Below are 25,430 nucleotides of genomic sequence, written 5' to 3' on the forward strand. Positions count from 1 at the left end.
CCCTCGTGAAGAAGAGTGCGCGCGCGCTCGCGGCCCTGCTGGTGGCGGGCCTGTCCCTGACCGCCTGCGGCTCCTCCGGCGACTCCGGCTCCGGTGCCGGCTCGGGCGGCTCCGCCGACGCCCCCGGGGCCCAGGCGCTGGACCAGGCCTCCGGCGTGACCACCGTCGAGTTCTGGCACTCGATGACCGGCAAGAACGCCGACGTGCTGAACGGGCTGGTCAGCCAGTTCAACGCGGCCCACCAGGGCAGGATCGAGGTGAAGGCGCAGTTCCAGGGCAAGTACGACGAGCTGGTCACCAAGTACAAGGCCGCGGTGCAGCAGAAGGGCACCCCCGCCCTGGTGCAGGTCTACGACATCGGCACCCGGTTCATGATCGACTCCAGGCAGACCGTCCCCGCCCAGGCCTTCGCCGACAAGGACGGCTACTCGCTGGACGACCTCGACCCCAACATCCGCAACTACTACTCGGCCAACGGCAAGCTGGTCTCGATGCCGTTCAACTCCTCGATGCCGCTGCTCTACCTGAACACGGACGCCTTCAAGGAGGCCGGCCTCGACCCGGCCCAGCCGCCCAAGGACCTCAACGAGCTGGCGGACCTGGCGAAGAAGCTCACCAAGAAGGACGCCGACGGCAAGACCGTCCGCTACGGCTTCGGCGCCGCCGTCTACGGCTGGTTCGTCGAGGAGCTGATCGCCGAGTCCGGCACCATGTACTGCGACAACGACAACGGGCGCAGCGACAAGGCGGGCAAGGTCGTGTTCGACTCCGCCCAGGGCGCACAGATCGTCCAGTGGTGGGCGGACCTGGTCAAGGGCGGCTACGCGGCCAACACCGGCCGGGTCACCGACGACGCCCAGGCCGCCTTCAAGTCCGGCACGGTCGCGATGCACCTGGAGTCCACCGGCGTGCTGCGCGGCTACACCGAGGCCGCCAAGTTCGGGGTCGGCACCGCCCCGTTCCCCAAGGTCACCGCCGCCGACCAGGGCGGCCCGGCGATCGGCGGCGCATCGCTGTGGATCAGCGGCCCCGGCCACTCGGACGCCGAGAAGCGCGCCGCCTGGGAGTTCGAGAAGTTCCTGACCGGCCCCGAGCAGCAGGCCGCGTGGCACACCGGCACCGGTTACTTCCCGGTCAACAAGAAGTCCCTGGACGACCCCGAGGACAAGGAGTGGGTGGCCAAGTACCCGCAGTTCCAGACGGCCATCGACCAGCTGAAGGCCACAAAGCCCACCCCGGCCACCGCCGGCTGCCTGCTCGGCGTGATGCCGCAGGCCCGCAAGGGCGTGGAGACGGCGATCGAGCAGACCATCGCCGGCAGCAAGACCGCCCAGCAGGCCCTCTCCGACGCGGCCAAGGCTCTCCAGCCCGCGATCGAGAGCTACAACAGCTCGGTCGGCTGACCCTGCCCGTCCCGTACGACGGCCCGCCCCGTGCACCGCGCGTCCGGCGGGCCGTCGCCGTCACCCCCCTCGCGCCGTAACGCCGCCGCGCCGTTGCGTCGTAACGCCGTCGGGCCCGATCAGGCCGAGAGCGCCTCGCCGTCCTCGGGCAGCACGCACGCGCCCGCCAGCTCGTCCAGCGAAAGGTCCAGCGCGAAGGCCAACGCGGCGATGGTGAAGAACGACGGCGTCGGCGCCCGGCCCGTCTCGATCTTCCGCAGCGTCTCCGCCGAGACGCCGGCCACCGCCGCCACCTCGACCATGCTGCGCTCACCACGCGCCTCGCGCAGCAGCGCCCCGAAGCGCTCCCCACGCTCGCGCTCCCACGGGGTCAGCGGAGTCCTCACCATGCCGTCGAGTCTACGGCGTGCCTGACATGCCTGGTGCGACCGCGGCACCTCGTAGGCCGCGGGCCGGTTGGGGAGCGGCACGGGGCCGCCCGGCCGGTCGGTGTTGAGGGCCAGGCAGGGCACAACGCTGGTCGACCCCCGCGTCTGGGTGCAGGAGCCGAAGACCTCGGGCCCCATGCCGTAGCACGACCGGTACTCGCTGCCCGGGGGTCGGACCACCGGGTGGAGTTCGTCGACCCTCGACCGTGATACAAATACCGGTATAAGAATTGGTTCCAGGGGAGTGATTCACCATGGTCGAACTCAAGTCGGACACCGCCCTCGCCGCGATGCGCGAGGCCGGGAGGGTCGTCGCCAACGCGCTGGCGGCCGTGCAGCGGGAGGCCGCCGTGGGCGTCAGCCTGCTGGAGCTGGACGAGGTGGCGCGCGGCGTCCTCACCGCCGCCGGGGCGAGCTCGCCGTTCCTCGGCTACCGGCCGTCCTTCGCGCCCGTGCCCTTCCCGGCCGTCATCTGCGCCTCCGTCAACGACGCGGTGGTGCACGGCATCCCGAACGGCTACCGGCTGCGCGACGGCGACCTGGTGAGCATCGACTGCGGCGCCGTGCTGGACGGCTGGTGCGGCGACTCCGCCGTCAGCTTCACCGTCGGCGCCGCCCGCCCCGAGGACGACGAACTGATCGCCGCCGCCCGGCGCTCGCTGGAGGCCGGGATCGCCGCGGCCGTGGTCGGCAACCGGATCGGTGACATCGCCCACGCCATCGGCAGGTCCGCCCGCGCCGGGCGCTACGGGCTGCTCGACGGCTTCGGCGGCCACGGCATCGGCCGCCGGATGCACGAGGACCCGCACGTCCCCAACGAGGGCCGCCCGGGCCGGGGTTACCCGCTGCGCCCGGGACTGGTGCTGGCCATCGAGCCGATGCTGACAGCCGGCGGCCGCGACGAGTACGACACCGACCCCGACGGCTGGACCCTGCGCACCACCGACGGCACCCGCGCCGCCCACGTCGAGCACACCGTCGCCGTCACCGAGGACGGCCCGCAGATCCTCACGCTGCCGTAGCGGGGTGACGGACGCCACGGCGTGCCCCCCGTCCGGCCGGAGTACCGTGCGGGGCATGACCGATCAGGACTTCACCACGCGGGTCACCGTGCGCGGCTACGAGACCGACACCCAGGGCCACCTCAACCAGGCCGTCTACCTGCAGTACGCCGAGCACGCCCGCTGGGAGTACCTCCAGGCGGCCGGGATCCGCCAGGCCGACCTGCTCGCCGAGGGCGTCGGCCCGGTGGTGCTGGAGACCACGGTGAAGTACCTGCGGGAGCTGCGCGCCGGGGACACGGTGGAGATCAGCTGCGCGTTCGGCTGGCGGGAGGGCAAGACCTTCCAGGTGGTGCAGCGGTTGACCCGCGAGGACGGCGTGCCGGCCGCGGAGATCACCGGGGTGGGCGGCATCCTCGACCTGGCGGCGCGCCGGCTGGTCGCCGACCCGCGCGAGCCGCTGCGCGCCCTCGCCTCGGACCCGGCGCTGCTCGGCCTCTGACGCCTCCACGGGCCCGCCGCGTGTGCCCGTCACCTGCGTGCCTGCCCCGCGCGTGCCCGCCGCCATGCGTGCCCCACGTGCGTGCCCGCGGCGCGCACGTCACGTCGAACGGCCCGCCGGGGGGATTACCCCACCCCCGGCCGGGCAGCTGCCCGCATGGTCCCAGGTCCACTGTCACAGCAGACTCCTGTGCATGTCGAACACCATCCGTCGTACCGCCGCGGCCACCGTGGCCGCCGCCCTCGCCGTCTCCGTGCTCACCGCCCTGCCCGCCGCGGCGGACCAGGGGCTCCCCGGCCGGGACCACCTCGACTGGTCCGCCTGCCAGGGCCAGGCCGACCCCCGTCAGCAGTGCGCCACCGTCACCGTCCCGCTGGACTACCACGACCCGGGCGGCCAACAGATCACGCTCGCCGTCTCCCGGATCGCCACCGCCAAGCCCGGCCTGCGCCGCGGCGTGCTGCTGACCGTTCCCGGCGGGCCCGGCGGCTCCGGACTCGGCATCCCCGCGAGCGCCGTCAAGCGTCTCCCGCAGTCCGTTCTGGACCGCTTCGACCTGGTCGGCTTCGACCCGCGCGGTGTCGGCCGCTCCACCCCGGTCAGCTGCGGCCTGGACACCCCGGACCTGGCGATGGTCAAGCTGCGGCCCTGGCCCGCCGCGGACGGCTCGATCGACGCGAACCTCGCCACCGAACGCCGGATCGCCGAAACCTGCGCCCGCAACGGCGGCCCGGTGCTGCGCAGCATCTCCACCGCCAACGAGGCCCGCGACATCGACCGGATCCGCCAGGCCCTCGGCGAGCGCAAGCTCTCCGCCTGGGGCACCTCCTACGGCACCTACGCGGGAGCCGTCTACGCCACCATGTTCCCCGGGCACACCGACCGGATCGTGCTGGACAGCAACGACGATCCGGACCCCTCGCGGGTCGGCCGCGGCTGGCTGGCCGCCTTCGGCCAGGGGGCGGAGGACCGCTTCCCCGACTTCGCCAAGTGGGCCTCCGCGCCGGGCAATCCGGACCGGGTCGCGGACACGCCGGAGCAGGTGCGTCCGCTCTTCCTCGACCTCGCCGACCGGCTGGACCGGGCACCGCTGCCCTGGCCGGGCGCCAACCCGGCCGAGCTGAACGGCAACGTGCTGCGGGAGACCATGCTCACCAGCCTCTACGCCGACGCCAAGTTCCCCGATCTGGCCCGGCTGATGCTGGCCGGTCTCGGCCGCCGGCCACTGCCGGCCCCGGTCCTGCCCCCTGAGCAGGCGGTGCAGAACACCACCGCCGTCTCCGTCGGCACCCTCTGCAACGACGTCAGCTGGCCCGCCGACCCGGCCGGCTACGTCAAGGACGTCGCCGCCGACCGCGCCGCCCGTCCGCTCACCGCGGGCATGCCGGTGAACGCGATGCCGTGCGCCTTCTGGCCGTTCAAGGCCGCCGAGCCGCCGGTGCGGGTGACCGAACGGGGCCCGGCGAACGTCCTGCTGGCGCAGAACCTGCGCGACCCGGCCACCCCGTACGGGGGCGCGCTCAAGCTGCGTGCCGCCTTCGGTGACCGGGCCCGGATGGTCACCGTGGACTCCGGCGGCCACGACGTCTACCTGGCGAACGGGAACGCCTGCGGCGACGCGGCGGTGACGGACTTCCTGGTGACGGGCCGTCGCCCGAGCGAGGACGTGTTCTGCCCTGCGGGCTGATCCCGGGCGGGTGGGAGGTTGACACGGGGGAGACAACGGGCTGTGGACGAACGGCCCTTGTCCCTTCGTGGACCTCCATTCGGCTCCCGCACATGAGTCGAACCTGTCGCGATTTTGTGACAATAGTTCGCCAACACGCCGCCCGCCACCGGGATTCACGGCCTTAATGTTCGAACTATGTCACCGAAGAGCCGCATACCTGCCCCGGACCCGGGCGACACCTGGGTACCGCGCCCCCGGCGCCGACAGACCCCGCTCGGAATCCTGCGCCATGCGGCCACCTTCCTCGGCTCCAGCGTGCTGGGCGGCGTCCTCCTGGCGGGCCTGATCCTCCCGGGGGCCGGCGCGGTCGGACTCGGCGCCAAGAACGGCGCCGAGGGCTTCGAGAGCATCCCCGACGACTTCAGGACCCCGCCGCTCACCCAGGCCACCCAGATCTACGACGCCAAGGGCGGCCTGATCGCCAAGGTCTACGAGCGCGACCGCACCGTGCTGACCGCCGAGCAGATGTCGCCGCTGATCCGCAAGGCCCAGGTGGACATCGAGGACGCGCGTTTCTACGAGCACGGCGCGGTGGACCTCAAGGGCGTCCTGCGGGCGATCACCAAGAACGCCGAGAGCGGTGCCGCCGTGCAGGGCGCCTCCACCCTCACCCAGCAGTACGTGAAGAACGTCAACGTCGAGATGGCCGGGGACGATCCGGTGGCGGTGCGCGAGGCCCAGCGCAAGACCCTCGGCCGCAAGATCCAGGAACTCCGGTACGCCATCAAGCTGGAGGAGGACCTCCCCAAGGAGCAGATCCTCACCAACTACCTGAACATCACCTTCTACGGTCACCAGGCGTACGGCATCCAGGCCGCCTCCGAGCGCTACTTCAGCAAGGACGCCAAGGACCTCACCCTCCCCGAGGCGGCGATGCTCGCGGGGCTGGTGCAGAACCCGTCCCAGTACGACCCCAAGCTGCACCCGGTGGCCGCCCAGAAGCGCCGGGACACCGTCATCGACAAGATGGTCGAGAACAAGCACATCACCGCCGAGCAGGCCAAGGAGGCCAAGGCCGCCCCGCTCGGCCTCGACTACCGCGACCCGCAGAACGGCTGCATCACCGCCCAGGCCGGGATGGGCTTCTTCTGCGACTACGTGCGGCACGTCGTCAAGCAGGACCCGGCCTTCGGCAAGAGCGCCGCCGACCGCAAGAAGCTCTGGGACACCGGCGGGCTGAACATCTACACCACCCTCGACCCGGACAAGCAGGCCGCCGCGCAGAACGCCGTCTCCACCAAGGTGTACGTCACCGACCCGGTCTCGGCGGCGATGACGATGGTCGAGCCCGGCACCGGCAAGATCCTCGCGATGGCCCAGACCCGCCCCTACGGGCTGGCGAAGGAGAGGAACCAGACCGTCGTCAACCTCAACGTGGACGCGGCGATGGGCGGGGGCGTCGGCTTCCAGCCCGGCTCCAACTTCAAGCCGATCGTGGCCGCCGCCGCCCTCGAGGCCGGGCTGCCGGCCACCCAGCAGTACGACTCGCCGAACCGGATGGACTGGCCGACGATGACGACCTGCGACGGCACCTGGAAGAACCTCAACAAGGGCAGGAAGGACGGGGTCATCCCCAACGAGAGCCCGAGCGAGAAGGGCCCGTACGCGCTCAAGCAGGCGATGGCGCTCTCGGTGAACACCTACTTCGTGCAGATGGAGCAGGAGATCGGGCTCTGCGCCGTCAAGCAGATGGCCAACAAGCTGGGCGTGACGGGCAAGGCGAGCGGCGACCCGCTCCAGGAGGTGCCGGCCCTCGGCCTCGGCACCCAGGAGGTCAGCCCGCTGACCATGGCGAACGTCTACGCGACCTTCGCCGCCCGGGGCGACTACTGCGCGCCGCTGGCGATCAACCGGATCACCACGGTGGACGGCAAGGACGTCCCGGTGCCGCCGGCCCGCTGCAACCAGGTGATGTCCACCGACACCGCCGACGTGATCAACAGCGTGCTGCTGGGCGTGACCGAGAAGGGCGGCACCGCCCGCGACCTCCGGCTGGACGACGACCGCCAGATCGCCGGCAAGACCGGCACCACGGACGAGAAGAAGTCCGCCTGGTTCACCGGCTACACCGGCAACCTGGCCGGCTCGGTCTGGCTCGGCAGCCCGGGTACCAAGGTGCCGATGCGCAACATCCGGATCGGCGGCCAGTACCAGGCCGAGGTGTTCGGAGCGACCGGCCCGGGGCCGATCTGGCAGAAGGCGATGAGCGACGCCGTCCGCACCATGGCCGACAAGGAGTTCACCACCGTCTACATCCCGGACCCGGTCAAGCACGACCCCGGCTGCGCCACCCCCGGCACCCCGCCCGGCCAGGCCACCTGCACCGGGGCGCCCGGCCCGGGGAGCACCGGGCGGCCGCACGGCACCAACCCGTCCACCGGCGCCCCGTCCGGCCGCTACACCCCGACCACCCCGCCGGACCCCGGGGACCCCTCGGACCCGTGAGCCCCCCGACGGCCGCCGCCCGCCTGGGCGCCCGTGCTCAGGCGGGGCGGCCGGTTGCAGTGCGTTGAGGGCGGCGCCGTCCCGCGCCCGTGACGGCGCCACCGCCCCGAACCGGTGTCCTACCGCGCCTCGACCGGCTCGCCGCTGTCCTGGTCGAGGTTGAACACCCGCCGGTAGGAGTCGGTGACCACGGTGATCTGCTCCCGCCCGGTCCAACTGGCCTCCACCAGCCGGGCGCCGTCCGGTGCGCCGCCGACGTCAGCCAGCAGCCAGCGCCGGGCCGACCAGCCCTCGCCGCTCTCCAGCAGCACATGCCAGTGCTCGCCGGCCTGCGATCCGGAGCCGTACGAGCGGTGCACCACCACCAGGGTCCGCTGCGCGCCGGCCGGGGCGTCCTCCCGGCTGCGGGTCTCGGCCGCCGACACCTTGTGCGCGGCCAGCGCGCCGAGCAGGAACACCACCCCGGCCGTCACCGTGACCGCCCGGGAGGCCGCCCGTACGGCGGTGCGGCGGTCGCTCAGCCAGGCGGCGGCGATCAGCGCGGCCAGCGCGCCGCCGAGCAGCAGCTCCGGCCGGTTCAACAGGTCGGCGACCAGCATCAGGCCGCCCGAGCGGCTCTCCCACTGCCCCTCGGTGTACAGCAGGACGGCCACCGCCCCGCAGGCCAGCAGCACCCGGATGAGGGCGCGCCTGGCTCGTGGTGTCCGGCTGGTCCGGCATTCGTTCATCGTCCCCCCGGTCATGTGGTCACAGCTCCGCGAGAAGCTTCCGGCCCTCCGGCCAGTCGCCCAGCCCCGATTCCGAGTTGAGGTGCCCGTACGCCCCCGCCTCGACGTGGCGGGCGCCCCAGGCCGCCGCGAACTCCCGGGCCCGGGCCGGAGTCACCCACGGGTCGTCGGTGGAGGAGACCACCACCGTCGGGAACGGGAACCGCTCCAGCGCCACGGGCCGGAAGCCCAGCAGCTCCGGCACCTCGGCGGTGTCGACGTCCGCCGGGGCGACCAGCAGCGCGCCCCGCACGGCGGCGGTCCGCTCGCTGGACGCCCCCGCCACCCAGCGGGCCGCCGTGATGCAGCCCAGGCTGTGCGCGACCAGCACCACCGGCCCCTCGACGGCGGCCGCCGCCACCGCCGCGTCCACCCGGGCCGCCCAGTCCTGCTGCTCCGGGTGGTCCCAGTCCGCCTGCTCGACCCGCCGGAAGGCCTCCGGCTCGGCCGCCTCCCAGCGGGTCTGCCAGTGCGCGGGGCCGGAGTTCTGGTAGCCGGGGACGACGAGGTAGGTGATCCGGTCAGGCATGGGCTCCTCCGGGAGGCGGTCGGACGGGCTGCGGGTGATGGACGTCCGGTGAGCGGACGGGGGCGGTCGATGGACGGTCGGTGGACGGTCGGCACGAGAGTCTAGGCCGCGCCCGCTCCGGCGCCGCAGCCGGGCGCCGCACCTGCCGCCGCACCCGGCGCGCACGGCTCGCGACCGGCGCGCGAGCCGGGTGCCGCGCCGCCGTACGCCCGGTGCGCCGTGTTGCCAACGGCTGGGCCGGTAGGGGAGGTTGGACCGGGCACGAGCTGCGGCGACCACCGCCCGGGCCGGCACCAGGCCTGACGCTCGATCACGTGGAGGGATGTCGGCGATGACATCGAAGATCCTGCTCGTCACCGGGGACGCCGCCGAGTCGCTGGAGGTGTTCTACCCGTACCAGCGGTTGCGCGAGGAGGGCTACCAGGTCGACATCGCGGCCCCGACGAGGAAGCGCCTGCAGTTCGTGGTGCACGACTTCGTGGACGGCTACGACACGTACACGGAGAAGCCCGGCTACACCTGGCCTGCCGACCTCGCCCTGGCCGACGTCGACCCGGCCGCCTACGTCGCCCTGGTCATCCCTGGCGGCCGCGCTCCCGAGTACCTGCGCAACGACCCGGACGTGCAGCGGATCGCCCGGCACTTCTTCGAGGGGGACAAACCGGTCGCCCAGATCTGCCACGGCCCGCTGATCACCGCCGCCGCCGGGTTGCTCGACGGCCGCCGCACCTCCGCCTACCCGGCGCTCGCCCCGGACATCACTGCGGCGGGCGCCGAGTTCGTGGAGGGCGAGGCGGTGGTGGACGGCGTGGTCGTCTCGGCCCGGGCCTGGCCCGACCACCCGGCGTGGCTGCGGGCCTTCATCGAGGTCCTGCGCACCAAGGCCCCGCTCAGCTGATCGCCGTCCAGCCGTACCCCGAGGAATCTCGGGGTACGGCTCCGGGGCGCGGTCAGGGGCGCGCGCCCTCCTCCAGGCCGATGACCGCCGCCGATCGCCCTGCCATGCTGTCAACAGCCTTCTGAACGGTCGGAGTTGTGGGGACTCCGGTGGCCTCGAACCAGGGAGAACGGCATGACCGCCGATCCGACCGCCCCCCGCCGCCGGTTCCGCCGGCCGGTGCTGCGCGCCGCCGTCACGATCGCCGCCGGCGCGGGCCTGCTGGCCACCCTCGCCCCGGCCGCCGTCGCCCAGGCCGCCGACCGTTCACCGGCCTCCGGCTGCCACGGCGCCCTCCACCTCACCGCCGCGGACCGCGCCGACCGGACGGACTCCGCCGAGGGCCGCGCCGGCTGGGCCGCCGCGGACTCTGCCCTGGCCGGCCTCACCGGCCCCGGCTACGCGACCTCGGCCCTCGGCGCGGTCCGCGAGGACGGCCGACTGCTCTGGCGCAACGCCTCCGGTGTCGCCGCCCTCGGCGGCGGCCGGCCCGCCGACCCCGACGGCCGCTTCCGGATCGGCAGCGCCACCAAGACCTTCGTCGCCACCACCCTGCTCCAACTCGTCGGCGATCGGCGGCTGGACCTCGACGACCGGCTGGAGTGCCTGCTGCCCGGCGTCGTCCCCAACAGCACCGCGATCACCGTCCGGCAGCTGCTCGACCACACCAGCGGCGTCGCCAACTACACCCAGGACCCGGCCTTCGAGCCCAACGACCCGGACTGGCTGACCGACCGCCGCTTCCAGCCGTACTCCCTCCAGGACCTGGTCGACATCGCGAACAGGTACCCGCCGGCCTTCCCTCCGGGCCAGGACTGGGCCTACTCCAACACCAACTTCGTGCTGATCGGGATGATCATCGAGAAGCTCACCGGCCACAGCTGGCAGGAGGAGGTCACCCGCCGGATCATCCGCCCGCTCCACCTCACCGGCACCACGATGCCCGGCAACTCGCCCTTCGTGCCGGGCCCGCACGCCCACGGCTACCTCAGAACGGCCACCGGCCCGGTGGACGTCACCCTGCTCGACCCCTCGATGGCCGGTTCCGCAGGCGCCGGCATCTCCACCACCGCCGACCTCACCACCTTCATCGCCGCCCTGCTCGGCGGACGTCTGCTGCCCCCGGCCCAACTCGCCGAGATGCAGCGGACGAGCCGGATCGGCGGCGGTCGGAACTACGGCCTCGGCCTCCAGCGCGTGGACACCCCGTGCGGCACCTTCTGGGGCCACGCCGGCGGCATCCCCGGCTACAGCACCCTGATGCTCGGCTCGGCGGACGGCAGGCGTCAGTTCGCCGCCTCGATCACCGTCTACGACGTCAGGGACGGGACGGCCGCCAACGCCGCCTGGGACAAGCTGACCGGCATCGCCCTGTGCGGCCCCCAGGCCCCGGCGCTCGCACCTCCGCCGTACCGGGCCTCTCCGCCGTACCGGGCCCCGCATCCGACCTCGCCCGCACCGCGCGGTGACCGGCCCCCTACGCTGACCGGCGACAGACCGTCGACCGCCGCCAGGAGGACGAGAGCCATGGCAGAACCGCTGATCGCCACCGTGGGAGGCAAGGCGCCCGCCGTCGACCCCGGCGCCTTCCTCGCCCCCAACGCCGTCGTCGTGGGTGACGTCACCGTCGCCGCCGGCGCGAGCATCTGGTACGGCGCGGTGCTGCGCGGCGACGCCGAGTCGATCACCGTCGGCGCGGGCAGCAACATCCAGGACAACTGCACCCTGCACGCCGACCCCGGCTTCCCGCTGGTGGTCGGCGAGCGCATCTCGGTCGGCCACAACGCGGTGCTGCACGGTTGCACCGTCGAGGACGACGTCCTGGTCGGGATGAACGCCACCGTCCTCAACGGCGCCCGGATCGGCGCGGGATCCCTGGTGGCCGCCGGCGCCGTGGTCACCCAGGGCATGGACGTGCCGCCGGGCTCCCTGGTCGCGGGCGTCCCGGCGAAGGTCCGGCGCCCGCTGACCGAGGAGGAGAAGGGCGGCATCAAGGCCAACGGGGAGGGCTACCTCCTGCTCGCCGAGGCCCACCGGCAGATCTGAGGCCGGTCCGACGCTTCCCGCGGCCGCTACAGCCGGTCGTAGACGGCGGACAGCCGGTTCAGTACCTCGGCGGCCCGGTCGAGGGCCTCCTCGTCGTAGTCGCCGAGGTCGCTGTGCAGGGCCTCGGCCAGGGCCTGCTGGCGCTGCCGGTGGCGGTCGCGGCCCGCTTCGGTGAGGGCGACCAGGACGGAGCGCTTGTCCTCGGGTGGCCGGGTGCGGGTGACGTAACCGGCACTGACCAGGCCGTTCACCAGCTGGGTGGTGGCGGCGCCGGTGGTCTCGGTGCCGGCGGCGAGCTGGGTGATGGTGAGCGGCCCCCGGTCGGCCAGGGTGCGCAGGGCCCGGGCGTGGGTGAGGGAGAGGGCCCCCGGGGTGCGGGTGGCGCGGCCGCGCAGTCGGGCGTCGGCGGCGCTGAGGCGGTAGGCGGCGCGGGCCAGGCGGTCGAGCGCCTGGGCGCGTCCGGGCGTGGGCGGCGGCTCGGTCATGGGCGGTTCCTCCTCGGTGGGTTGACAGCAGCCTAGCCTCAGTACTTAATGAATAAGTACTTAATCACTAAGTACTTATCTATCCCTCTCCGAGAGGAGACCGTCATGACCATCCGTTCGACCGGCCAGAGCTGGGCCCTGGACATCGCCCTCGCCCAGGGCGGCTTCGACGCCCTGCATCCCGAGGCTGTCGGGACCATGGAACAGCTCGGCCACGACCACACCGACTTCGCGAAGGTGTTCGCGCTGGTCAGGAGCGGTGCGATGCTGCCCAAGGCGTGGGCCACGGTGGCCGGCCAGGCCGAGGAGCGCGCCGCGCACCACGAGCGCGGGGGCTTCGCGCAGACCGCCGCCGACCTCTACCTGCGGGCGGCGGTGATGTGGGGCCGGGCGCAGTACTCGATCTTCGACGCCGCCGATCCGCGCAAGGCGGCCATGCGCGCCCACGCCAACCACTGCGTGGAGCGGCTGGGCGCCCTGCGCGACGGGCGGGTCCGGCGAGTGGTGCTGGACTTCGAGGGCTCACGGATCTTCGCTCTGCTGCACCTGCCGGCCGGCCCGGTCGAGAACGCGCCCGCCGTCATCCTCGGCCCGGGGATGGACATGATCAAGGAGGACTACATCTGGGCGGCCGAGCGGTACTACACCTCGCGGGGCATGGTCGCGCTGTCCATCGAGGGCCCGGGCCAGGGTGAGAGCCGGGCCGGCGGACTGACCGTCGACCTCGGCAACTACGAGCGGGCGATCGGCCGCTACCTCGACCACCTGTCCTCGCTCCCGGAGGTGGACGCGGAGCGGATCGGCATGTTCGGCATCTCGATGAGCGGCTACTGGGGCTCCCGGGCCGCCGCCACCGACCGCCGGCTGGCCGCGCTCGCCGCCTTCGAGGCTGTCACCGGGGACTTCGCGACGATCTTCGAGCGCGCCCAGCCGACCTTCAAGAACAACTACATGTACATGGCCGGGTACACCGACGAGGAGGCCTTCGACCGGGACCTCGCCCACCGGATGCCGCTCGGCGACCTGGTCGCCGACATCACCTGCCCGGTGCTGTACGGCATCGGCGAGTTCGACGAGCTGACCGACCTCGGCCAGGCCCTGGAGAGCTTCGAGCGCATCCGGGCGCCGAAGGAGCTGCGGGTCTACGAGGACGAGTTCCACCCGCTGGGCGGAGTGGCGGCCGAGGCCTTCCGCTTCGGCGCGGAGTGGCTGGAGCGCGCCCTCGGCGGCGAGTTCGCCGACCCGGGCCGCGACGTGCGCCACTACGTCCACCGCGACGGGCGCACCACCGACGGCACGGCCGATCCCTCCTGGTGGCTCGGCGCGGCCCCGTCGGCGCTCGGCGAACTCCGCCGGGGCTGAGGGCCGGACCACGGCGGAGTTCGCCGGGCGGCCGGGCTACGGCGCCGGGGCCAGGGTCGCGTCCGCCGGTTCCACCGCCGCCGGTTCCACCGCCGCCGGTTCCACCGCCGCCGGTTCCACCGGCGCGGGGGCCGGCGGGCGCCGGTCGGCGGCCCAGGCCAGCACCGCGACGACGGCGCCTGAGGCGGCCAGGCCCGAGCCCACCAGGGTCGGCGAGGTCCAGCCGAACCCGGCGTCCAGCGCCAGCCCGCCGAAGTAGGCCCCCTGGGCGTTGGCCAGGTTGAAGGCGCCCTGCACCGTCGCCGAGGCCAGGGTGGGCGCGCTGCGCGCCTTCTGCATGACCAGGGTCTGCACCGCCGGGACGATCGCGAAGCCGAACAGGCCGATCAGCACCACCGTGACGGCCGCCGACCAGCGGGCGTGCGCGGTCACCGCGAGCAGTGCCAGGGCGGCCGAGAGCAGCACGAAGGCCGCGCAGACGGTCGGACGCAGCGCCCGGTCGGCGGCGAACCCGCCGAGCACGTTGCCGATCGTCATCCCCACGCCGAACAGTGCCAGCACCAGGGTCACCGAGCCGCTCGCGTACCCGGAGACCTCGGTGAGCAGCGGCGAGATGTAGCTGTAGCAGGCGAACAGTCCGCCGCAGCCGAGCACCACGGTGGCCAGCGCCAGCCACAGCTGCCCGCTGCGGAAGGCCCGCAGTTCGTGCCGCAGTCCGGACTGGGCGGGGGAGGGGAGGACGGGCACCAGCCGGGCGATGGCGAGCGTCCCGGCGGCGGCGATCAGCACCACCACGAGCATGGTCGCCCGCCAGCCCAGGTGCTGGCCGAGCAGGGTGGCGGCCGGGACGCCGACGATGTTGGCGACGGTCAGTCCGGAGAACATCACCGCGACCGCCCGGGCCCGCCGGTCCGGCGCCACCAACTCGGCGGCGGCCACCGCGCCGGCCCCGAAGAAGGCGCCGTGCGGCAGTCCGGTGATCAACCGGGCGGCGGCCAGGGTCCAGAAGTCGGGGGCCAGCGCGCACAACAGGTTGCCGGTCGCGAACAGCCCGGCGAGCGCCACCAGGACGGCCTTGCGGGGCCTCCCGGCGGCCAGCGCGGTGAGCAGCGGCGCGCCGACCACCACCCCCAGCGCGTAGGCGGAGATCAGCCAGCCCGCCTGCGGGATGGACACGTGCAGGCTGTCGGCGACCTGGGGGAGCAGCCCCATGGCGGCGAACTCGGTGGTGCCGATGGCGAAAGCGGTGACGGCCAGCGCGAACAGCGCGAGGGGCAAGGGGGTGACTCCGGGGTGATGCCCGCGCCGGGACGGCACGCGGCGGGGGATTCGTTCACCGGGCATCCTAATCGGGTCGGATGACACCCCCGTGAGCCCTGTGTGACGAACGGGGGTCGGCTGACCGGAGGAGGTCGCCGATGCGGCCGCGGCGCGGGAGACTGGGGACATGTGCCGCAACATCAAGACGCTGCGACCGCCCGTGACACCGGACGCCGACGAGGAGGACTTCCGCGCCGCCGCGCTGCAGTACGTCCGCAAGGTTTCCGGCTTCCGCGCCCCGGCCGCGCACAACCGCGAGGCCTTCGACCGGGCCGTGGACGCGGTCGCCGAAGCCACCGCCAGGCTGCTCGACGAGCTGGAGATCCGCGGCTCGCACGCCCGGGCCGCCGAGGCCACCGTCTGAGCGCCCGGCGCGTACGGGCCGCCCACAGGGAGCAGGAGCCGGTGATGAACCCCGCCAACCGTTACGCCCTCACCTTCCCCGGTACGCCGGGTACCCAGGCCCCGCAGGACGTGGTCGTGGTCGCTCGGACCGATGCCAAGGGTCCGGGCGGGCACCCCGTGTACGAGGACGACACCGGCATCGTCCGGGCCGAGATCAGTGACGCGGGCGAGGTGCGGATGCTCGCCAGTGGCGGCCAGCAGAGTCCGCACATGCCGGTGCACGCCCACCCGCTGCCCTAGGGTCTGCCCTCGAACGCCCGCCCGCGGGGCGGGGCGTGGGGCACAATCGCCCCATGACCACAGCGATCTGGCAGGGAACCGTCGTCGCCGAGAGCGAGGACACCGTCGTCGTCGAGGGCAACCACTACTTCCCGGTCGACTCCGTCCGGGCCGAGTTCCTGCGACCGTCCGACACCACCACGGTGTGCGGCTGGAAGGGCACCGCCAACTACTACACGCTGGAGGTGGCCGGGCAGAGCAACCCGGACGCCGCCTGGTACTACGCCGACCCGAAGCCCGAGGCCGAGCACGTCCGGGGCCGGGTGGCCTTCTGGCGCGGCGTGGAGATCACCGAATAGCGCCCCGTACCACCCCGCTCCCGGCGTACCACCCCGCTCCCGGTGCCCGACCGCAGCGGTCGGGCACCGGGAGCGGGGGCCTGGTCAGACGGCCGGGGGCGGGGCGACCGCGCCGCGCCCCTCCTTGACGCCGTTCACCATCGCCTGGTGGACGGCCCGCGCGGTGGCCTCGTCCGCCGCGGGCACCGGACTGCCGGAGACCGTGTACCAGTCGAGCGCGCCGGTGTACTGGACGGTCAGCCGGGCCTCGCCGTCCACCCACGTGGTGTGCACGGTGAGGTCGCCGGAGATCGGCCCGACCTCGGCGGTGGTGACCCCGCCGGGGCCGCTGATGATCGACTGGGTGGTCCAGGTCGCCCACGAGGTTCGCGGGTCCGCGGCCGGCCGGGCCTGTCGGCTGGTTTGATCGTGTTCGGTCATGCGCCTATCCTCCCCCGCCGGTGGGCCGCCGAGCAGCGACACCTGCGGTCGCAGGGACCGCCCGGTCGCGCCGGGCGGTCGGATCGGTGTGGCGGACGGTCAGTTGTTCGCGCCGGGTTCGTCCGGCGTGGAGTCGCCCTCTGCCGGGGAGGTGTCCTGTGCGTGCAGGTTCTGCATCGAGGTGATGCCCTCCTCGGGGTCTGCGGCGCGGACGTCCTCCTCGTGGGCGGTGCTGCTCACTTCGGAGCGTTCGCTCATGTCGGTCATCGCGGGCTCCGTCTCCTCGGCCGGTCCCGGCACGCCGGGGCCGGAGGCGTGGCTGGACCGGGTCTGTCTGTCGCCCCTCCAGCCTGCCTCCCGCGCGGTGCAGGGGCCAGTCGGGTGACCCGCCCGCCCCCGCCACTTCCGCCACTGCGACCACCGCCGCCGCTCGCTGCCGCCCCGCCGCCCGCCGCCCGCCGCTCCCGAGCAGCGCCCCGGTCGCGCTCACCAGGTCACGGGCAGCGACCGCATCCCGTAGATGAACGATTCCGTACGGAACTCCCGCTCGCCCTGCGTGACGGCCAGCCGAAGGCCGGGCAGGCGTCGGAACAGGGTCTCCAGGGCGATCTGCAACTCGGCGCGGGCCAGTGGCTGGCCCAGGCACTGGTGCACGCCGAAGCCGAACGCCATGTGCCGGCGGGCGTCGCGCTCCAGGTCCAGTTCGTCGGTGGGCCGCCGGTCGGGGCCGCCGAACACCTCCTCGTCCCGGTTGGCGGTGGAGACCATCGCGATCACGCCCTCCCCGGCCCGGACCGTCACGCCGCCCAGCTCCACGTCCTCCAGCGCCACCCGGGGCAGCCCGGTGTGCACGATGGTCAGCAGGCGAAGCAGCTCCTCCACCGCGCCGGGCAGCGCGGCCGGGTCGGCGAGCCTGGCGATCTGCTCGGGCTGCTCCAGCAGCAGGGCGGTGGACAGCGAGATCATGTTCGCGGTCGTCTCGTGCCCGGCGATCAGCAGCAGGACCCCGGTGCTGGCGATCTCGTCCAGGGTCAGGTCGTCCCGCACGGCCAGCCTGCTGAGGATGTCGTCCTCCGGCTGCTCGCGCTTGCGGGCCGCCAGGGTGCGCAGGTACTCCAGGACCTCGTCCCGGGCCGCCTTGAGCTGCTCCATGGTGCTCTCCCGGCTGAGCAGGGTGCGGCTCAGGAACTGGAAGCGGTCGCGGTCCTCGTACGGCACCCCGAGCAGCAGGCAGATCACCAACGAGGGCACCGGGAGCGCGAACTCGGTGACCAGGTCGGCCTCGGTGCGGCCCTCGGTCATCCGGTCCAGCGCCTCGTCCACGATCCGCTGGATGTCCGGGCGCAGCGCGGCCACCCGCTTGACCAGGAAGTCGCCGGTGACCATGCGGCGTTGCCGGGCGTGCTCGGGGTCGTCCAGCCGCAGGAAGCTCGGATTGTCGGTGACCAGCGTCTCCCGGCTGCCGGGGACCAGCAGCGGGAAGGCCGGGTGGCGCACGTCCGCGCTGAAGCGGCGGTCGGACAGGACGGTGCGGACCTCGGCGTAGCCGGTCGCCAGCCAGCACGAGCTGCCGTCGGGCAGGTCGGCGCGGGTCATCGGGCCGGTGGCGGCGGCCTCGGTGTACGCCGGCGGCGGGGCGAAGGGGCAGCCGCTGGAGTGCGGGGCCGGCAGGGGGACGGCCTGGGCGGTGGGTGTGGTGGTCACGGTGGGGGTCTCCTCGCGTCGCGGTGTGCTGGTGTCGCGGTGTCCTCGTGGGTCGTGGGGTCGTGGTCGTTGGGCCGCGTAAGGTCGTGCGGTCGTGGGGCCGTGCGGCCGTGGGTTCGACGGCCTGCCCGTCAGGCCCCGGTCCCGGCCGCCCCGTCCTCGGTGACGGTGATCGCGCCGCTCGGGCAGAGCTCGGCGGCCAGTCTGACGTCCTCGAACTGCTCTGGCTGGACGACGGTTTGACGGAGCATCACCAAGCTGTCCCGGTCGTCCTGGTCGAAGACCGCGGGGGCGTTCATGACGCACATCCCGGAGCTGCAGCAACGGTCACGGTCGACGCTCACCTGCATGTCGGGCACCTCTCGCCAGTGCGCCGCCGGCTGCCCGGCGGCCGCCTCTCGTTGTCATCGCCAACCTAACCGCCGCTCGTCCGTCCACGGAGGGCGCGGCGGCCGGATCAGCGAGATTGGCCGATTCGTTGCTCGTCCCAACCGGCTTGTGGGGCAATAGGTTTGAATGGACGCCATACCGCAGGGCGGCGTACGTCGCTGCTCCGCGGAGTGCGGTTCACAGGCCTTCGGCGGCGGCCAGCTCCCGTACGGTGGCGACGGTGTCCGCCTCGGCGGCGCTCTTGTCCGGCCGGTAGCGCACCACCCGGGCGAACCGCAGCGCCAGCCCCGCGGGGTAGCGGGGGCTGCGCTGGAGGCCGTCGAAGGCGATCTCGACGACCAGTTCCGGCCGGACCCGCACCGTCCGGGCATCCCGGTCGGTCTCCCGGGCGAGCAACTCGGCGGTCTGCCAGTCGAGGGTCGCATCCGTCAGCCCCTTGAAGGTCTTGCCGAGCATCACCCACGGGCCGAGGCCCGGCTCGGCCGCGGTCGCCCGGGCCCCCAGGTGCAGATTGCTCAGGAACCCCTGCCGCCGTCCGCTGCCCCACTCGGCGGCCAGCACCACCAGGTCCAGGGTGTGCCGGGGCTTCACCTTGATCCAGCCGGCCCCGCGCCGCCCCGCCGCGTACCCGGCCGCCGGGTCCTTCACCAGCACGCCCTCGTGGCCGAGCGCCAGCGCCTCCCGGAAGAACGCCAGCGCCTGCGACCGGTCCCCGGTCTCGGTCCGGGCCACCCGCAGCCCCTCCGGCACCGCCTCGGCCAGCGCCGCCCAGCGCTCCCGGCCCGGACGGTCCACCAGGTCCTCGCCGTCCCGGTGCAACAGGTCGAAGAAGTAGACGCTGAGCGGTACTTCGGCCCGCATCCGGTCCGGATCCTGCCGGGAGGCGGAGCGCGCCGCGGTCTCCTGGAACGGGCGCGGCCGCCCGTCCGGACCGAGTGCTACGGCCTCGCCGTCCAGCACCGCCGTCCGCACCGGCAACGCGAGCGCCGCCTCCGCCACCTCGGGCACGCGCGCGGTGATGTCGTCCAGGCTGCGGGTGAACACCGCCACCTCTCCACCGTCCCGGTGCACCTGGACCCGGATGCCGTCCAGCTTCCACTCCACCCCAGCGGGCCCGGTGCGCTCCAGCGCCGAGGCCACGTCCGGCGCCGAAGCCGCCAGCATCGGCCGCACCGCCCGCCCCACCTCCAGCCCGAACGCCGCCAGCGCCGCCGCGCCCCCTCCCAAGGCCGCCTCCGCGACTGCCCGCGCCGACCCCCGGAACATCAACGCCCGCCGCACCGCCGTCACCGGCACCCCGGCCGCCTGCGCCACCGCCTCCCCGACCAGCGCGTCCAGAGCCCCCTGCCGCAGATCCCCGACCAGCACCGCCCGCAGGAACCCCTGCTCCACCTCCGTCGCCCGGCCGAACAGCCCCACCAGCAGCCGCCGCCGCTGCGCCTGCGACCCCGCCCCGCGCACCTCCGCGAGCCGCTCCAGCTCCCGTTCCACCTCCCGCACACCCAACGAGGGCTCCGCCGCCGGCCCCGGCAGGTCCCGCAGCCCGGCCCACCCCACCCCCGTCCGCAACCGCTGTGCCTCACCCGACAGCAACACCACCGCCGCCGCCCCCTCCTCGGCCCCCAACTCCCGCAGGCACCCCGCCAACAACCCCACCTTCGCCCGCCGCCCGGGCTCCGCCGCCACCTCCCGCGACACCACCGCCAACCGCCACAGCCCCATCCGCCCACACCTCCAACACCCAGCATCGACGCGCCCGCCCACCCCCGCACCCGGGGGCACCCCCTTCAGAGAGCCCGCACAACGCCCGGAGCCGCCGTGCCCTGCCCCACCAGCCGTTCGAGCCAGCGTGGCGGCCGGGCGTCGGCCGCCACCCCCGGGCCGGCGCGGGAGGCCACTTGGACAGGGAAAACGCAACGTCGACAGGGCCCGCCGGAGCGGCTACCTTCACCTGGTCCTCGGTGATCGCCCACCGGCGCACCGGAGTTTCCTTCGCCGCCGAGCCCGCCCGCCCACGCCGGGGCGCGCCGGTCACGCCCCACACTCCTCGCCCCCCGTGCCCAGGCCACCGAAACGGGTCCACGTCGGGCCCCCAACCAGGGAGAGACACATGCCCCATCTCGCGCTGTACACGTTCGGCACCCTGAAGTCACCCCTTGTCGATCCCGCGCCTCTCACGGAGGAGTTCTACGACGTCGGCGCGACCGTCTACCAGGAGATCAGTCGGCACCCCGGGTACCTCGCGCATGCCGAAGCGGCAGACGGTGAACGGGGCGTGTTCTTCGAGGCGGACTGGGGCGCCTGGGGGGAGTTCGCCGTACCGGCCTGGTACAGCAAGGGCCGTACCAGGGAAACCACCGCCCTGGCCGCAACCCTCTCACTCTGGACCGGCCTGAGCCCCGCCGTCGACGCCATCTACACCGGACTGCACCGTCGGGCGCTGACCAGGCGTCATGACTGGGTCGAGAGGACGGAGTACCCGAACTACGTGACCTGGTGGGTCTCCGAGGGTGCGATACCCGCCTGGCGGGACGGGGTCTCCAGGCTGGAGCACCTGCACGACCACGGCGCCGCGCCGCACGCCTTCACCTTCCACCACTCGTTCGCCCCGGACGGAACTGCGGCCAGGGCCGGAAGCGTCGGGCCGAAGAGCGACCCGGTCCGCTGAGGGGGCCCTGTGTCGATCGAGTTCGTCCGCCGCGTGGACGGCCTGGTCTACCGCTACCGCCGGGACGGCGAGTTCAACGGCAGGCCGTCGTTCAAGCGGGTGGACCTCGACGTGTGGTGCCGGTGGCTGCCGGGCCGGGGGTGGTGCACCGTCGGTGCCGACGGGGCCGCCAACGGCTGGCCGCTGCACGGCGGTTCGGGCGACGGCAGGTTTCCGCCGCCGGGCCCCTGGCGCAGTTGGAAGGCCGGCAGGTCGTACCTCTACGACCTGCGCCGCACCGGTGGGTGACCGCCCTCCCGCGTACGGTCTGCCGCCGCCCGGGTGCCCGCCGTGTCAGAGCGCGCTGAGTTCGCCCAGGCCCAGGGTGCGCAGGGTGTGATCGGCCAGCTGCAGATGCCCGGCGGCGTTGGGGTGGGCGGGGTCGTCGAGCCACGCGATCGCCTCGCCGTCGGGGAAGGCGGCGAGCCAGTGCGCCTCGTGGTCGACGAGCAGCGCGCCGGTCTCCGCCGCGAGTTCGCGGACGGCCCGGCAGTACGCGGGCAGCTCGATGTGGGGCATGTTCCCGGCCTGGCTGACCACGAGGGGCGTGTGCAGCACGATCTGCGCACCGGCGCTCCGGCGGATGATCTCGCGCATGGCGTCGCGGAACTCCGGGAGCCCGTCCGGCCCGGCGTGCGCGTCGTTGGTGCCGAGCGACAGCGACAGCACGTCCGGTGCGAACCGGCCGATGACGAAGTCGTACGCCCCGAGCACGTCGGTGGCCCGCCAGGCGGACACGCCCGTGTTGATCACGATGTCCGTCAGCCGGTCCAGCTGCCAGCAGATCCGTTCCCGCACGTGCTCGACCCAGCCGCGCGCGCCGTGGGTGTGTTCGACGGCCTGGGTGATGCTGTCTCCGGCCATCACCCAGGTCATCGGATCGTCGGAAAGCTCGACCATATGACCTTCTCCCTAACGTTCCGCTCGCAGCTCCCCGCCGCAACGCCCAGAGAGGCGATCCTAGGTCGCGGGCCGGTCGGCGGGAACCGGTCACCAGGGCACGGGAGTGCCTTCCCAGGAGGAGAACCCGCCGGTGGCCGTGGCCGGGCCGCCGACGGCCGGTCTCCGAAGGCCGTACCGCCCATAGGCGTTACTGCTTGACAGGGTGCGTAATACTGTAACGCGCGCGGTCCGAGGCGCCGTCGGAGCGGGCCGCGCCCGCGTACTCGCCCAGCAGCTCGGAGCACCACATGCACCCCTTCCTCGACCACCCGGGGCCGCTGGCCTTCGCGCACCGGGGTGGTGAACTCGGGCATCCGGAGAACTCGCTGGCCGCCTTCGAGGCCGCCGTGGCTCTCGGGTACCGGTACCTGGAGACGGATGTGCACGCCACCGCGGACGGTGTGCTGGTGGCTTTCCACGACTCCCGGCTCGACCGGGTGACCGACCGTCGAGGGGCGCTCGCCGAGCTGCCGTGGCAGGAGGTCAGGCGCGCCCGGATCGGGGGTACGGAGCCGGTGCCGCTGCTGGAGGACCTGCTCGGCGCGTTCCCCGGGGTCCGCTTCAACGTGGACGTGAAGGCGGCGCCGGCCGTCGGGCCGCTGGTCGAGGCGATCCGCCGGACCGACGCCTGGGACCGGGTCTGCGTCGGCGGCTTCTCCGACAGCCGGCTGGCCGCCGTCCGCGCCGCCGCCGGTCCCCGGCTGGCCACCTCGCTGGGCCCGCGCGAGGTGGCCCGGCTGCGGCTGCGCTCGCTGGCCGGGCCGTTGCTGCCGGGGCGCGGGGCGCCGTTCGCCGGGGTGTGCGCGCAGGTGCCGGAGCGGCACAAGGGGGTGCGGGTGGTCGACCGGGCCTTCGTCCGGGCCGCCCACCGGCTCGGACTGCAGGTCCACGTGTGGACTGTGGACGATCCCACACGGATCAGGGCTCTCCTCGACCTCGGTGTGGATGGCATCATGGCGGATCGCATCGACGTCCTGCGGGACGTCCTCGGCGAGCGCGGCTGCTGGACGGACGGCAGCACCGGCTCCAGCACGGTGAAATAGGAGCCCCATGAGCACCACGGACCACTTGCCGGACGACGTCTCGTCGCCCCCGGCGTCCGCCGGCGAAGGCCGGGACCTGCGCCGGATGCAGTTCGGCTGGTACATCAACGACTGGGCCAACGCCGCCTTCTCGGCCACCGTCCTGACGGTGTTCCTCGGGCCGTACCTGACCGAGGTGGCGAAGAACGCCGCCGACGCGTCCGGCAACGTGCATCCGCTGGGCCTGACGATCCGTGCCGGATCGTTCTTCCCGTACACGGTCTCCTTCTCGGTGCTGATCTCGGTCGCGGTGATGCTGCTGACCGGCACGGTCGCCGACCGTACCGGGCGGCACAAGGAGCTGATGTGCGGCTTCGCCTACGTCGGCGCGCTCGCCACCATGGGGATGTTCCTCCTGCACGGCGACCGCTACCTGCTCGGCGGCGCGCTGCTGGTGGTCGCCAACATCGCGTACGCGGTGTCCGTGGCGCTCTCCTACGCCTACCTCCCGGGCCTGGCCGCCCCCGACGAGCGCGACGCGGTCTCCTCCAAGGGCTGGGCCTACGGCTACGCGGGCGGCGGACTGCTGCTGATCGCCAACCTGGCGCTGTTCCAGGGCCACGACGCGCTCGGCCTGTCCTCCGGCACCGCCGTGCGGATCTGCCTGGTCTCGGCCGGCCTGTGGTGGGCGCTGTTCACGATCGTCCCGATGCTGCGGCTGCCCTCCCGGGCCGGCGTCGTCCGCGAGCGCACCGCGGCCGCCGCCGACCGACCCGCCGCCGGCAGCCTGCGCGAACTCGGCCGCACCCTCAAGGGCATGCGCAGGCACCCGCTGACGCTGCTCTACCTGGCCGCCTTCCTCTGCTACAACGACGGCATCCAGACCGTCGTCTCGCAGGCCTCGCTGTACGGCAGCGAGGAGCTCGGGATGGAGCAGACCTCGCTGGTCGTCGCCGTCCTGATGGTGCAGATCGTGGCGATCGGCGGCGCGCTGCTGCTCGGCCGGATCGCCCACCGCTACGGCGCCAAGAAGACCATCCTCGGCTCGCTGGTCGGCTGGGTGGTCACCCTGGCCCTGGGCTACTCCATGCCCGCCCACCAGCCCGTCTGGTTCTACGCGTTGGCCTGCATGATCGGCCTGGTGCTCGGGGGCAGCCAGGCGCTCTCCCGCTCGCTGTTCTCCCACCTCATCCCGGCGGGGCGGGAGGCCGAGTACTTCAGCGTCTACAAGGTCAGCGACCGCGGCACCAGCTGGATGGGTCCGCTGGTCTTCGGCCTCGCCTACCAGGTCACCGGCAGCTACCGCTCGGCGATCATCTCGCTGCTGATCTTCTTCGTGATCGGCTTCGCGGTGCTGGTGAAGGTCCCGGTGCGCCGCGCCATCGAGGCCGTCGGCAACCCGGTGCCCGAGCGGCTCTGAGCCGATCGGCGGCGGCCGGGCGGCCGCCTGTACGCGCCCGGCCGCCCGTGCAGCCCGGCCGCCTGTACGCGGTCACCGTACGGGGTCAGAGACCGGCGACCAGCCGGCCGATGCCGTCGAGGAACTCCTCCAGCGTGCGGGCGACGAGCGTGAAGTCGCCGTCCGGGGAGGCCGTGGTCGACCTCCAGACCCGTCCGCTGTGTCCGGTCGCGAACAGGTGGCCCCCGCCGTCACTGCCGAAGACCAGCGCCAGCCGTTCGCCCCCGATGGCCGGGGTGCCGTACTCGCGGACGTGCCCCGTGACCGCCGCCGGCGAGTGGACGAAGTAGCCGTTGTCGACGTCGGGCAGGCTCGCCCGGTCGAGCTCCCCGTAGAGCGTCGCCAGATCCGGGGGGACCGGCAGCAGCTCGCCGAGCGCCCCCGCCGCCCGCAGGCTGGCGTCCGTGGCGGGGGCCAAGGCGTTCTCGCCGGGCGGGAAGCCGTACCGCGCGGCGAAGGACCGGGTGAACCCGGTCAGGGCCGTGCCGGTCCGCGCGCACCAGGCCCGCAGCCACTGCGGGTCGAGCCGGGGACCGGGCAGCGGTGTGGGGTTCCGGAGGTCCACGGTGAGGGACCGGCGCCACCTGGCCCCGGGGCGGGCGGCGCCGGGGCCGGCCTCTCCCGCCCGCTCGGCCCGCAGCTCCGCCAGCTGCCGGGCGCCCATGGCGCGCAGCCGCGCCAGGCCCTCCTCGTCGGCCTCCTCGCTGCCCGGGTAGAGGGCGATGTGCTGCGCCCCGTCCTCGTCCTGCCAGCTGTAGCCCTGGTACTGCGTCGTCGGCTCGTCCACCGCAGGGAACCTCCGCTCCGTGGCTGTCGGGTCGACCCACCGTAGGCGATGGGCCCGTACCG

27 protein-coding genes and 1 pseudogene are annotated in these 25,430 nt (G+C 73.4%); 16 read left to right on the forward strand and 12 right to left on the reverse strand.

Features of this window, described 5'->3' with window-relative positions; genetic code table 11:
- Positions 1 to 5: 5 nt before the first annotated feature.
- The gene (locus tag BOQ63_RS38080; protein ID WP_030285099.1) at positions 6 to 1,403 is read left to right on the forward strand and encodes an ABC transporter substrate-binding protein; all 1,398 of its coding nucleotides are present in this window, start codon (positions 6 to 8) and stop codon (positions 1,401 to 1,403) included.
- A 119-nt stretch (positions 1,404 to 1,522) separates the two neighbouring features.
- Here BOQ63_RS38080 and BOQ63_RS38085 read toward each other — a convergent pair whose 3' ends face one another.
- The gene (locus BOQ63_RS38085) at positions 1,523 to 1,792 is read right to left on the reverse strand and encodes a helix-turn-helix domain-containing protein (RefSeq protein ID WP_030285102.1); all 270 of its coding nucleotides are present in this window, start codon (positions 1,790 to 1,792) and stop codon (positions 1,523 to 1,525) included.
- Positions 1,793 to 2,085: 293 nt separating this feature from the next.
- Between BOQ63_RS38085 and map the strand changes: the two genes are divergently transcribed.
- From map to BOQ63_RS38105, 4 genes are all read left to right on the forward strand, one after another.
- The gene (gene map / locus BOQ63_RS38090) at positions 2,086 to 2,853 is read left to right on the forward strand and encodes a type I methionyl aminopeptidase (protein ID WP_030550105.1); all 768 of its coding nucleotides are present in this window, start codon (positions 2,086 to 2,088) and stop codon (positions 2,851 to 2,853) included.
- 55 nt (positions 2,854 to 2,908) lie between these two features.
- Positions 2,909 to 3,334 carry an acyl-CoA thioesterase gene (locus BOQ63_RS38095; RefSeq protein ID WP_030285105.1) on the forward strand — a complete coding sequence of 142 codons (426 nt, stop codon included), beginning with the start codon at positions 2,909 to 2,911 and terminating at the stop codon, positions 3,332 to 3,334.
- Between the two features lie 193 nt (positions 3,335 to 3,527).
- Positions 3,528 to 5,021, forward strand: a complete 1,494-nt coding sequence (locus BOQ63_RS38100; protein ID WP_072655812.1) for an alpha/beta hydrolase — start codon at positions 3,528 to 3,530, stop codon at positions 5,019 to 5,021.
- Positions 5,022 to 5,198: 177 nt separating this feature from the next.
- Entirely contained in the window at positions 5,199 to 7,508 is a 2,310-nt protein-coding gene (locus tag BOQ63_RS38105; RefSeq protein ID WP_072655813.1) for a transglycosylase domain-containing protein, read from the forward strand.
- 119 nt (positions 7,509 to 7,627) lie between these two features.
- Here BOQ63_RS38105 and BOQ63_RS38110 read toward each other — a convergent pair whose 3' ends face one another.
- Both BOQ63_RS38110 and BOQ63_RS38115 read right to left on the reverse strand, forming a co-directional pair.
- Complete coding sequence (locus BOQ63_RS38110) at positions 7,628 to 8,251, reverse strand: hypothetical protein (RefSeq protein WP_141763623.1); 624 nt, start codon at positions 8,249 to 8,251, stop codon at positions 7,628 to 7,630.
- 4 nt (positions 8,252 to 8,255) lie between these two features.
- Positions 8,256 to 8,804 (reverse strand): RBBP9/YdeN family alpha/beta hydrolase, encoded by a 549-nt coding sequence (locus BOQ63_RS38115; protein WP_030285113.1) that lies wholly within the window; start codon positions 8,802 to 8,804, stop codon positions 8,256 to 8,258.
- 331 nt (positions 8,805 to 9,135) lie between these two features.
- Between BOQ63_RS38115 and BOQ63_RS38120 the strand changes: the two genes are divergently transcribed.
- The 3 genes and pseudogenes from BOQ63_RS38120 to BOQ63_RS38130 all read left to right on the forward strand — a co-directional run bounded on the left by BOQ63_RS38120 (position 9,136) and on the right by BOQ63_RS38130 (position 11,787).
- Entirely contained in the window at positions 9,136 to 9,702 is a 567-nt protein-coding gene (locus tag BOQ63_RS38120; RefSeq protein ID WP_030285115.1) for a DJ-1/PfpI family protein, read from the forward strand.
- A 174-nt stretch (positions 9,703 to 9,876) separates the two neighbouring features.
- Positions 9,877 to 10,998 (forward strand): annotated as a pseudogene (locus BOQ63_RS38125) (serine hydrolase domain-containing protein); the annotation flags it as partial.
- A gap of 270 nt (positions 10,999 to 11,268) precedes the next feature.
- Positions 11,269 to 11,787: a gamma carbonic anhydrase family protein gene (locus BOQ63_RS38130; protein WP_072656444.1), complete on the forward strand. Its 519-nt coding sequence runs from the start codon at positions 11,269 to 11,271 to the stop codon at positions 11,785 to 11,787.
- A gap of 26 nt (positions 11,788 to 11,813) precedes the next feature.
- Here the strand turns inward: BOQ63_RS38130 and BOQ63_RS38135 are convergent, their stop codons facing one another.
- Positions 11,814 to 12,272, reverse strand: coding sequence for a MarR family winged helix-turn-helix transcriptional regulator (locus tag BOQ63_RS38135; protein ID WP_030550111.1), 459 nt, complete (start codon positions 12,270 to 12,272; stop codon positions 11,814 to 11,816).
- Positions 12,273 to 12,377: 105 nt separating this feature from the next.
- Here BOQ63_RS38135 and BOQ63_RS38140 point away from each other — a divergent pair, with 105 nt between their 5' ends.
- Positions 12,378 to 13,634: an alpha/beta hydrolase gene (locus BOQ63_RS38140; protein ID WP_030285130.1), complete on the forward strand. Its 1,257-nt coding sequence runs from the start codon at positions 12,378 to 12,380 to the stop codon at positions 13,632 to 13,634.
- Between the two features lie 36 nt (positions 13,635 to 13,670).
- On the opposite strand, the gene BOQ63_RS38145 is transcribed toward BOQ63_RS38140, so the two are convergent.
- A complete protein-coding gene (locus tag BOQ63_RS38145; protein WP_030285132.1) occupies positions 13,671 to 14,912 on the reverse strand; it encodes an MFS transporter in 1,242 nt (413 codons plus the stop codon).
- Positions 14,913 to 15,081: 169 nt separating this feature from the next.
- Here BOQ63_RS38145 and BOQ63_RS38150 point away from each other — a divergent pair, with 169 nt between their 5' ends.
- From BOQ63_RS38150 to BOQ63_RS38160, 3 genes are read left to right on the forward strand one after another with little or no spacing between them, the layout of a single operon-like run.
- Entirely contained in the window at positions 15,082 to 15,318 is a 237-nt protein-coding gene (locus tag BOQ63_RS38150) for a DUF2277 domain-containing protein (RefSeq protein ID WP_030285134.1), read from the forward strand.
- Between the two features lie 44 nt (positions 15,319 to 15,362).
- A complete protein-coding gene (locus tag BOQ63_RS38155; protein ID WP_030285135.1) occupies positions 15,363 to 15,599 on the forward strand; it encodes a DUF6296 family protein in 237 nt (78 codons plus the stop codon).
- A 53-nt stretch (positions 15,600 to 15,652) separates the two neighbouring features.
- Positions 15,653 to 15,937: a DUF427 domain-containing protein gene (locus BOQ63_RS38160; protein WP_030285137.1), complete on the forward strand. Its 285-nt coding sequence runs from the start codon at positions 15,653 to 15,655 to the stop codon at positions 15,935 to 15,937.
- Positions 15,938 to 16,021: 84 nt separating this feature from the next.
- Here the strand turns inward: BOQ63_RS38160 and BOQ63_RS38165 are convergent, their stop codons facing one another.
- The 5 genes from BOQ63_RS38165 to BOQ63_RS38185 all read right to left on the reverse strand — a co-directional run bounded on the left by BOQ63_RS38165 (position 16,022) and on the right by BOQ63_RS38185 (position 20,173).
- Positions 16,022 to 16,357, reverse strand: a complete 336-nt coding sequence (locus BOQ63_RS38165) for a hypothetical protein (protein ID WP_046385760.1) — start codon at positions 16,355 to 16,357, stop codon at positions 16,022 to 16,024.
- A 99-nt stretch (positions 16,358 to 16,456) separates the two neighbouring features.
- Entirely contained in the window at positions 16,457 to 16,624 is a 168-nt protein-coding gene (locus BOQ63_RS38170) for a hypothetical protein (protein WP_157881785.1), read from the reverse strand.
- A 219-nt stretch (positions 16,625 to 16,843) separates the two neighbouring features.
- Positions 16,844 to 18,061 (reverse strand): cytochrome P450, encoded by a 1,218-nt coding sequence (locus tag BOQ63_RS38175; protein WP_030285142.1) that lies wholly within the window; start codon positions 18,059 to 18,061, stop codon positions 16,844 to 16,846.
- 131 nt (positions 18,062 to 18,192) lie between these two features.
- Positions 18,193 to 18,411, reverse strand: coding sequence for a ferredoxin (locus tag BOQ63_RS38180; RefSeq protein ID WP_072655817.1), 219 nt, complete (start codon positions 18,409 to 18,411; stop codon positions 18,193 to 18,195).
- Between the two features lie 217 nt (positions 18,412 to 18,628).
- The gene (locus BOQ63_RS38185; protein WP_030285147.1) at positions 18,629 to 20,173 is read right to left on the reverse strand and encodes an ATP-dependent DNA ligase; all 1,545 of its coding nucleotides are present in this window, start codon (positions 20,171 to 20,173) and stop codon (positions 18,629 to 18,631) included.
- A 388-nt stretch (positions 20,174 to 20,561) separates the two neighbouring features.
- On the opposite strand from BOQ63_RS38185, the gene BOQ63_RS38190 reads away from it, so the two are divergent.
- Together BOQ63_RS38190 and BOQ63_RS38195 are read left to right on the forward strand one after the other, a co-directional pair.
- Positions 20,562 to 21,119 (forward strand): DUF3291 domain-containing protein, encoded by a 558-nt coding sequence (locus tag BOQ63_RS38190; RefSeq protein WP_030285148.1) that lies wholly within the window; start codon positions 20,562 to 20,564, stop codon positions 21,117 to 21,119.
- Between the two features lie 9 nt (positions 21,120 to 21,128).
- Entirely contained in the window at positions 21,129 to 21,407 is a 279-nt protein-coding gene (locus BOQ63_RS38195; protein WP_072655818.1) for a hypothetical protein, read from the forward strand.
- A 45-nt stretch (positions 21,408 to 21,452) separates the two neighbouring features.
- On the opposite strand, the gene BOQ63_RS38200 is transcribed toward BOQ63_RS38195, so the two are convergent.
- Positions 21,453 to 22,058, reverse strand: a complete 606-nt coding sequence (locus BOQ63_RS38200; protein WP_030285154.1) for an SGNH/GDSL hydrolase family protein — start codon at positions 22,056 to 22,058, stop codon at positions 21,453 to 21,455.
- Positions 22,059 to 22,348: 290 nt separating this feature from the next.
- On the opposite strand from BOQ63_RS38200, the gene BOQ63_RS38205 reads away from it, so the two are divergent.
- Both BOQ63_RS38205 and BOQ63_RS38210 read left to right on the forward strand, forming a co-directional pair.
- Complete coding sequence (locus BOQ63_RS38205) at positions 22,349 to 23,143, forward strand: glycerophosphodiester phosphodiesterase family protein (RefSeq protein WP_033350072.1); 795 nt, start codon at positions 22,349 to 22,351, stop codon at positions 23,141 to 23,143.
- A 7-nt stretch (positions 23,144 to 23,150) separates the two neighbouring features.
- Positions 23,151 to 24,542, forward strand: coding sequence for an MFS transporter (locus tag BOQ63_RS38210; protein ID WP_030285158.1), 1,392 nt, complete (start codon positions 23,151 to 23,153; stop codon positions 24,540 to 24,542).
- A gap of 85 nt (positions 24,543 to 24,627) precedes the next feature.
- Here the strand turns inward: BOQ63_RS38210 and BOQ63_RS38215 are convergent, their stop codons facing one another.
- Positions 24,628 to 25,368 (reverse strand): hypothetical protein, encoded by a 741-nt coding sequence (locus BOQ63_RS38215; RefSeq protein ID WP_223886162.1) that lies wholly within the window; start codon positions 25,366 to 25,368, stop codon positions 24,628 to 24,630.
- Positions 25,369 to 25,430: the final 62 nt, after the last annotated feature.

The sequence above is a fragment of the Streptomyces viridifaciens genome (assembly GCF_001888885.2).
Taxonomy (GTDB): domain Bacteria; phylum Actinomycetota; class Actinomycetes; order Streptomycetales; family Streptomycetaceae; genus Kitasatospora; species Kitasatospora aureofaciens.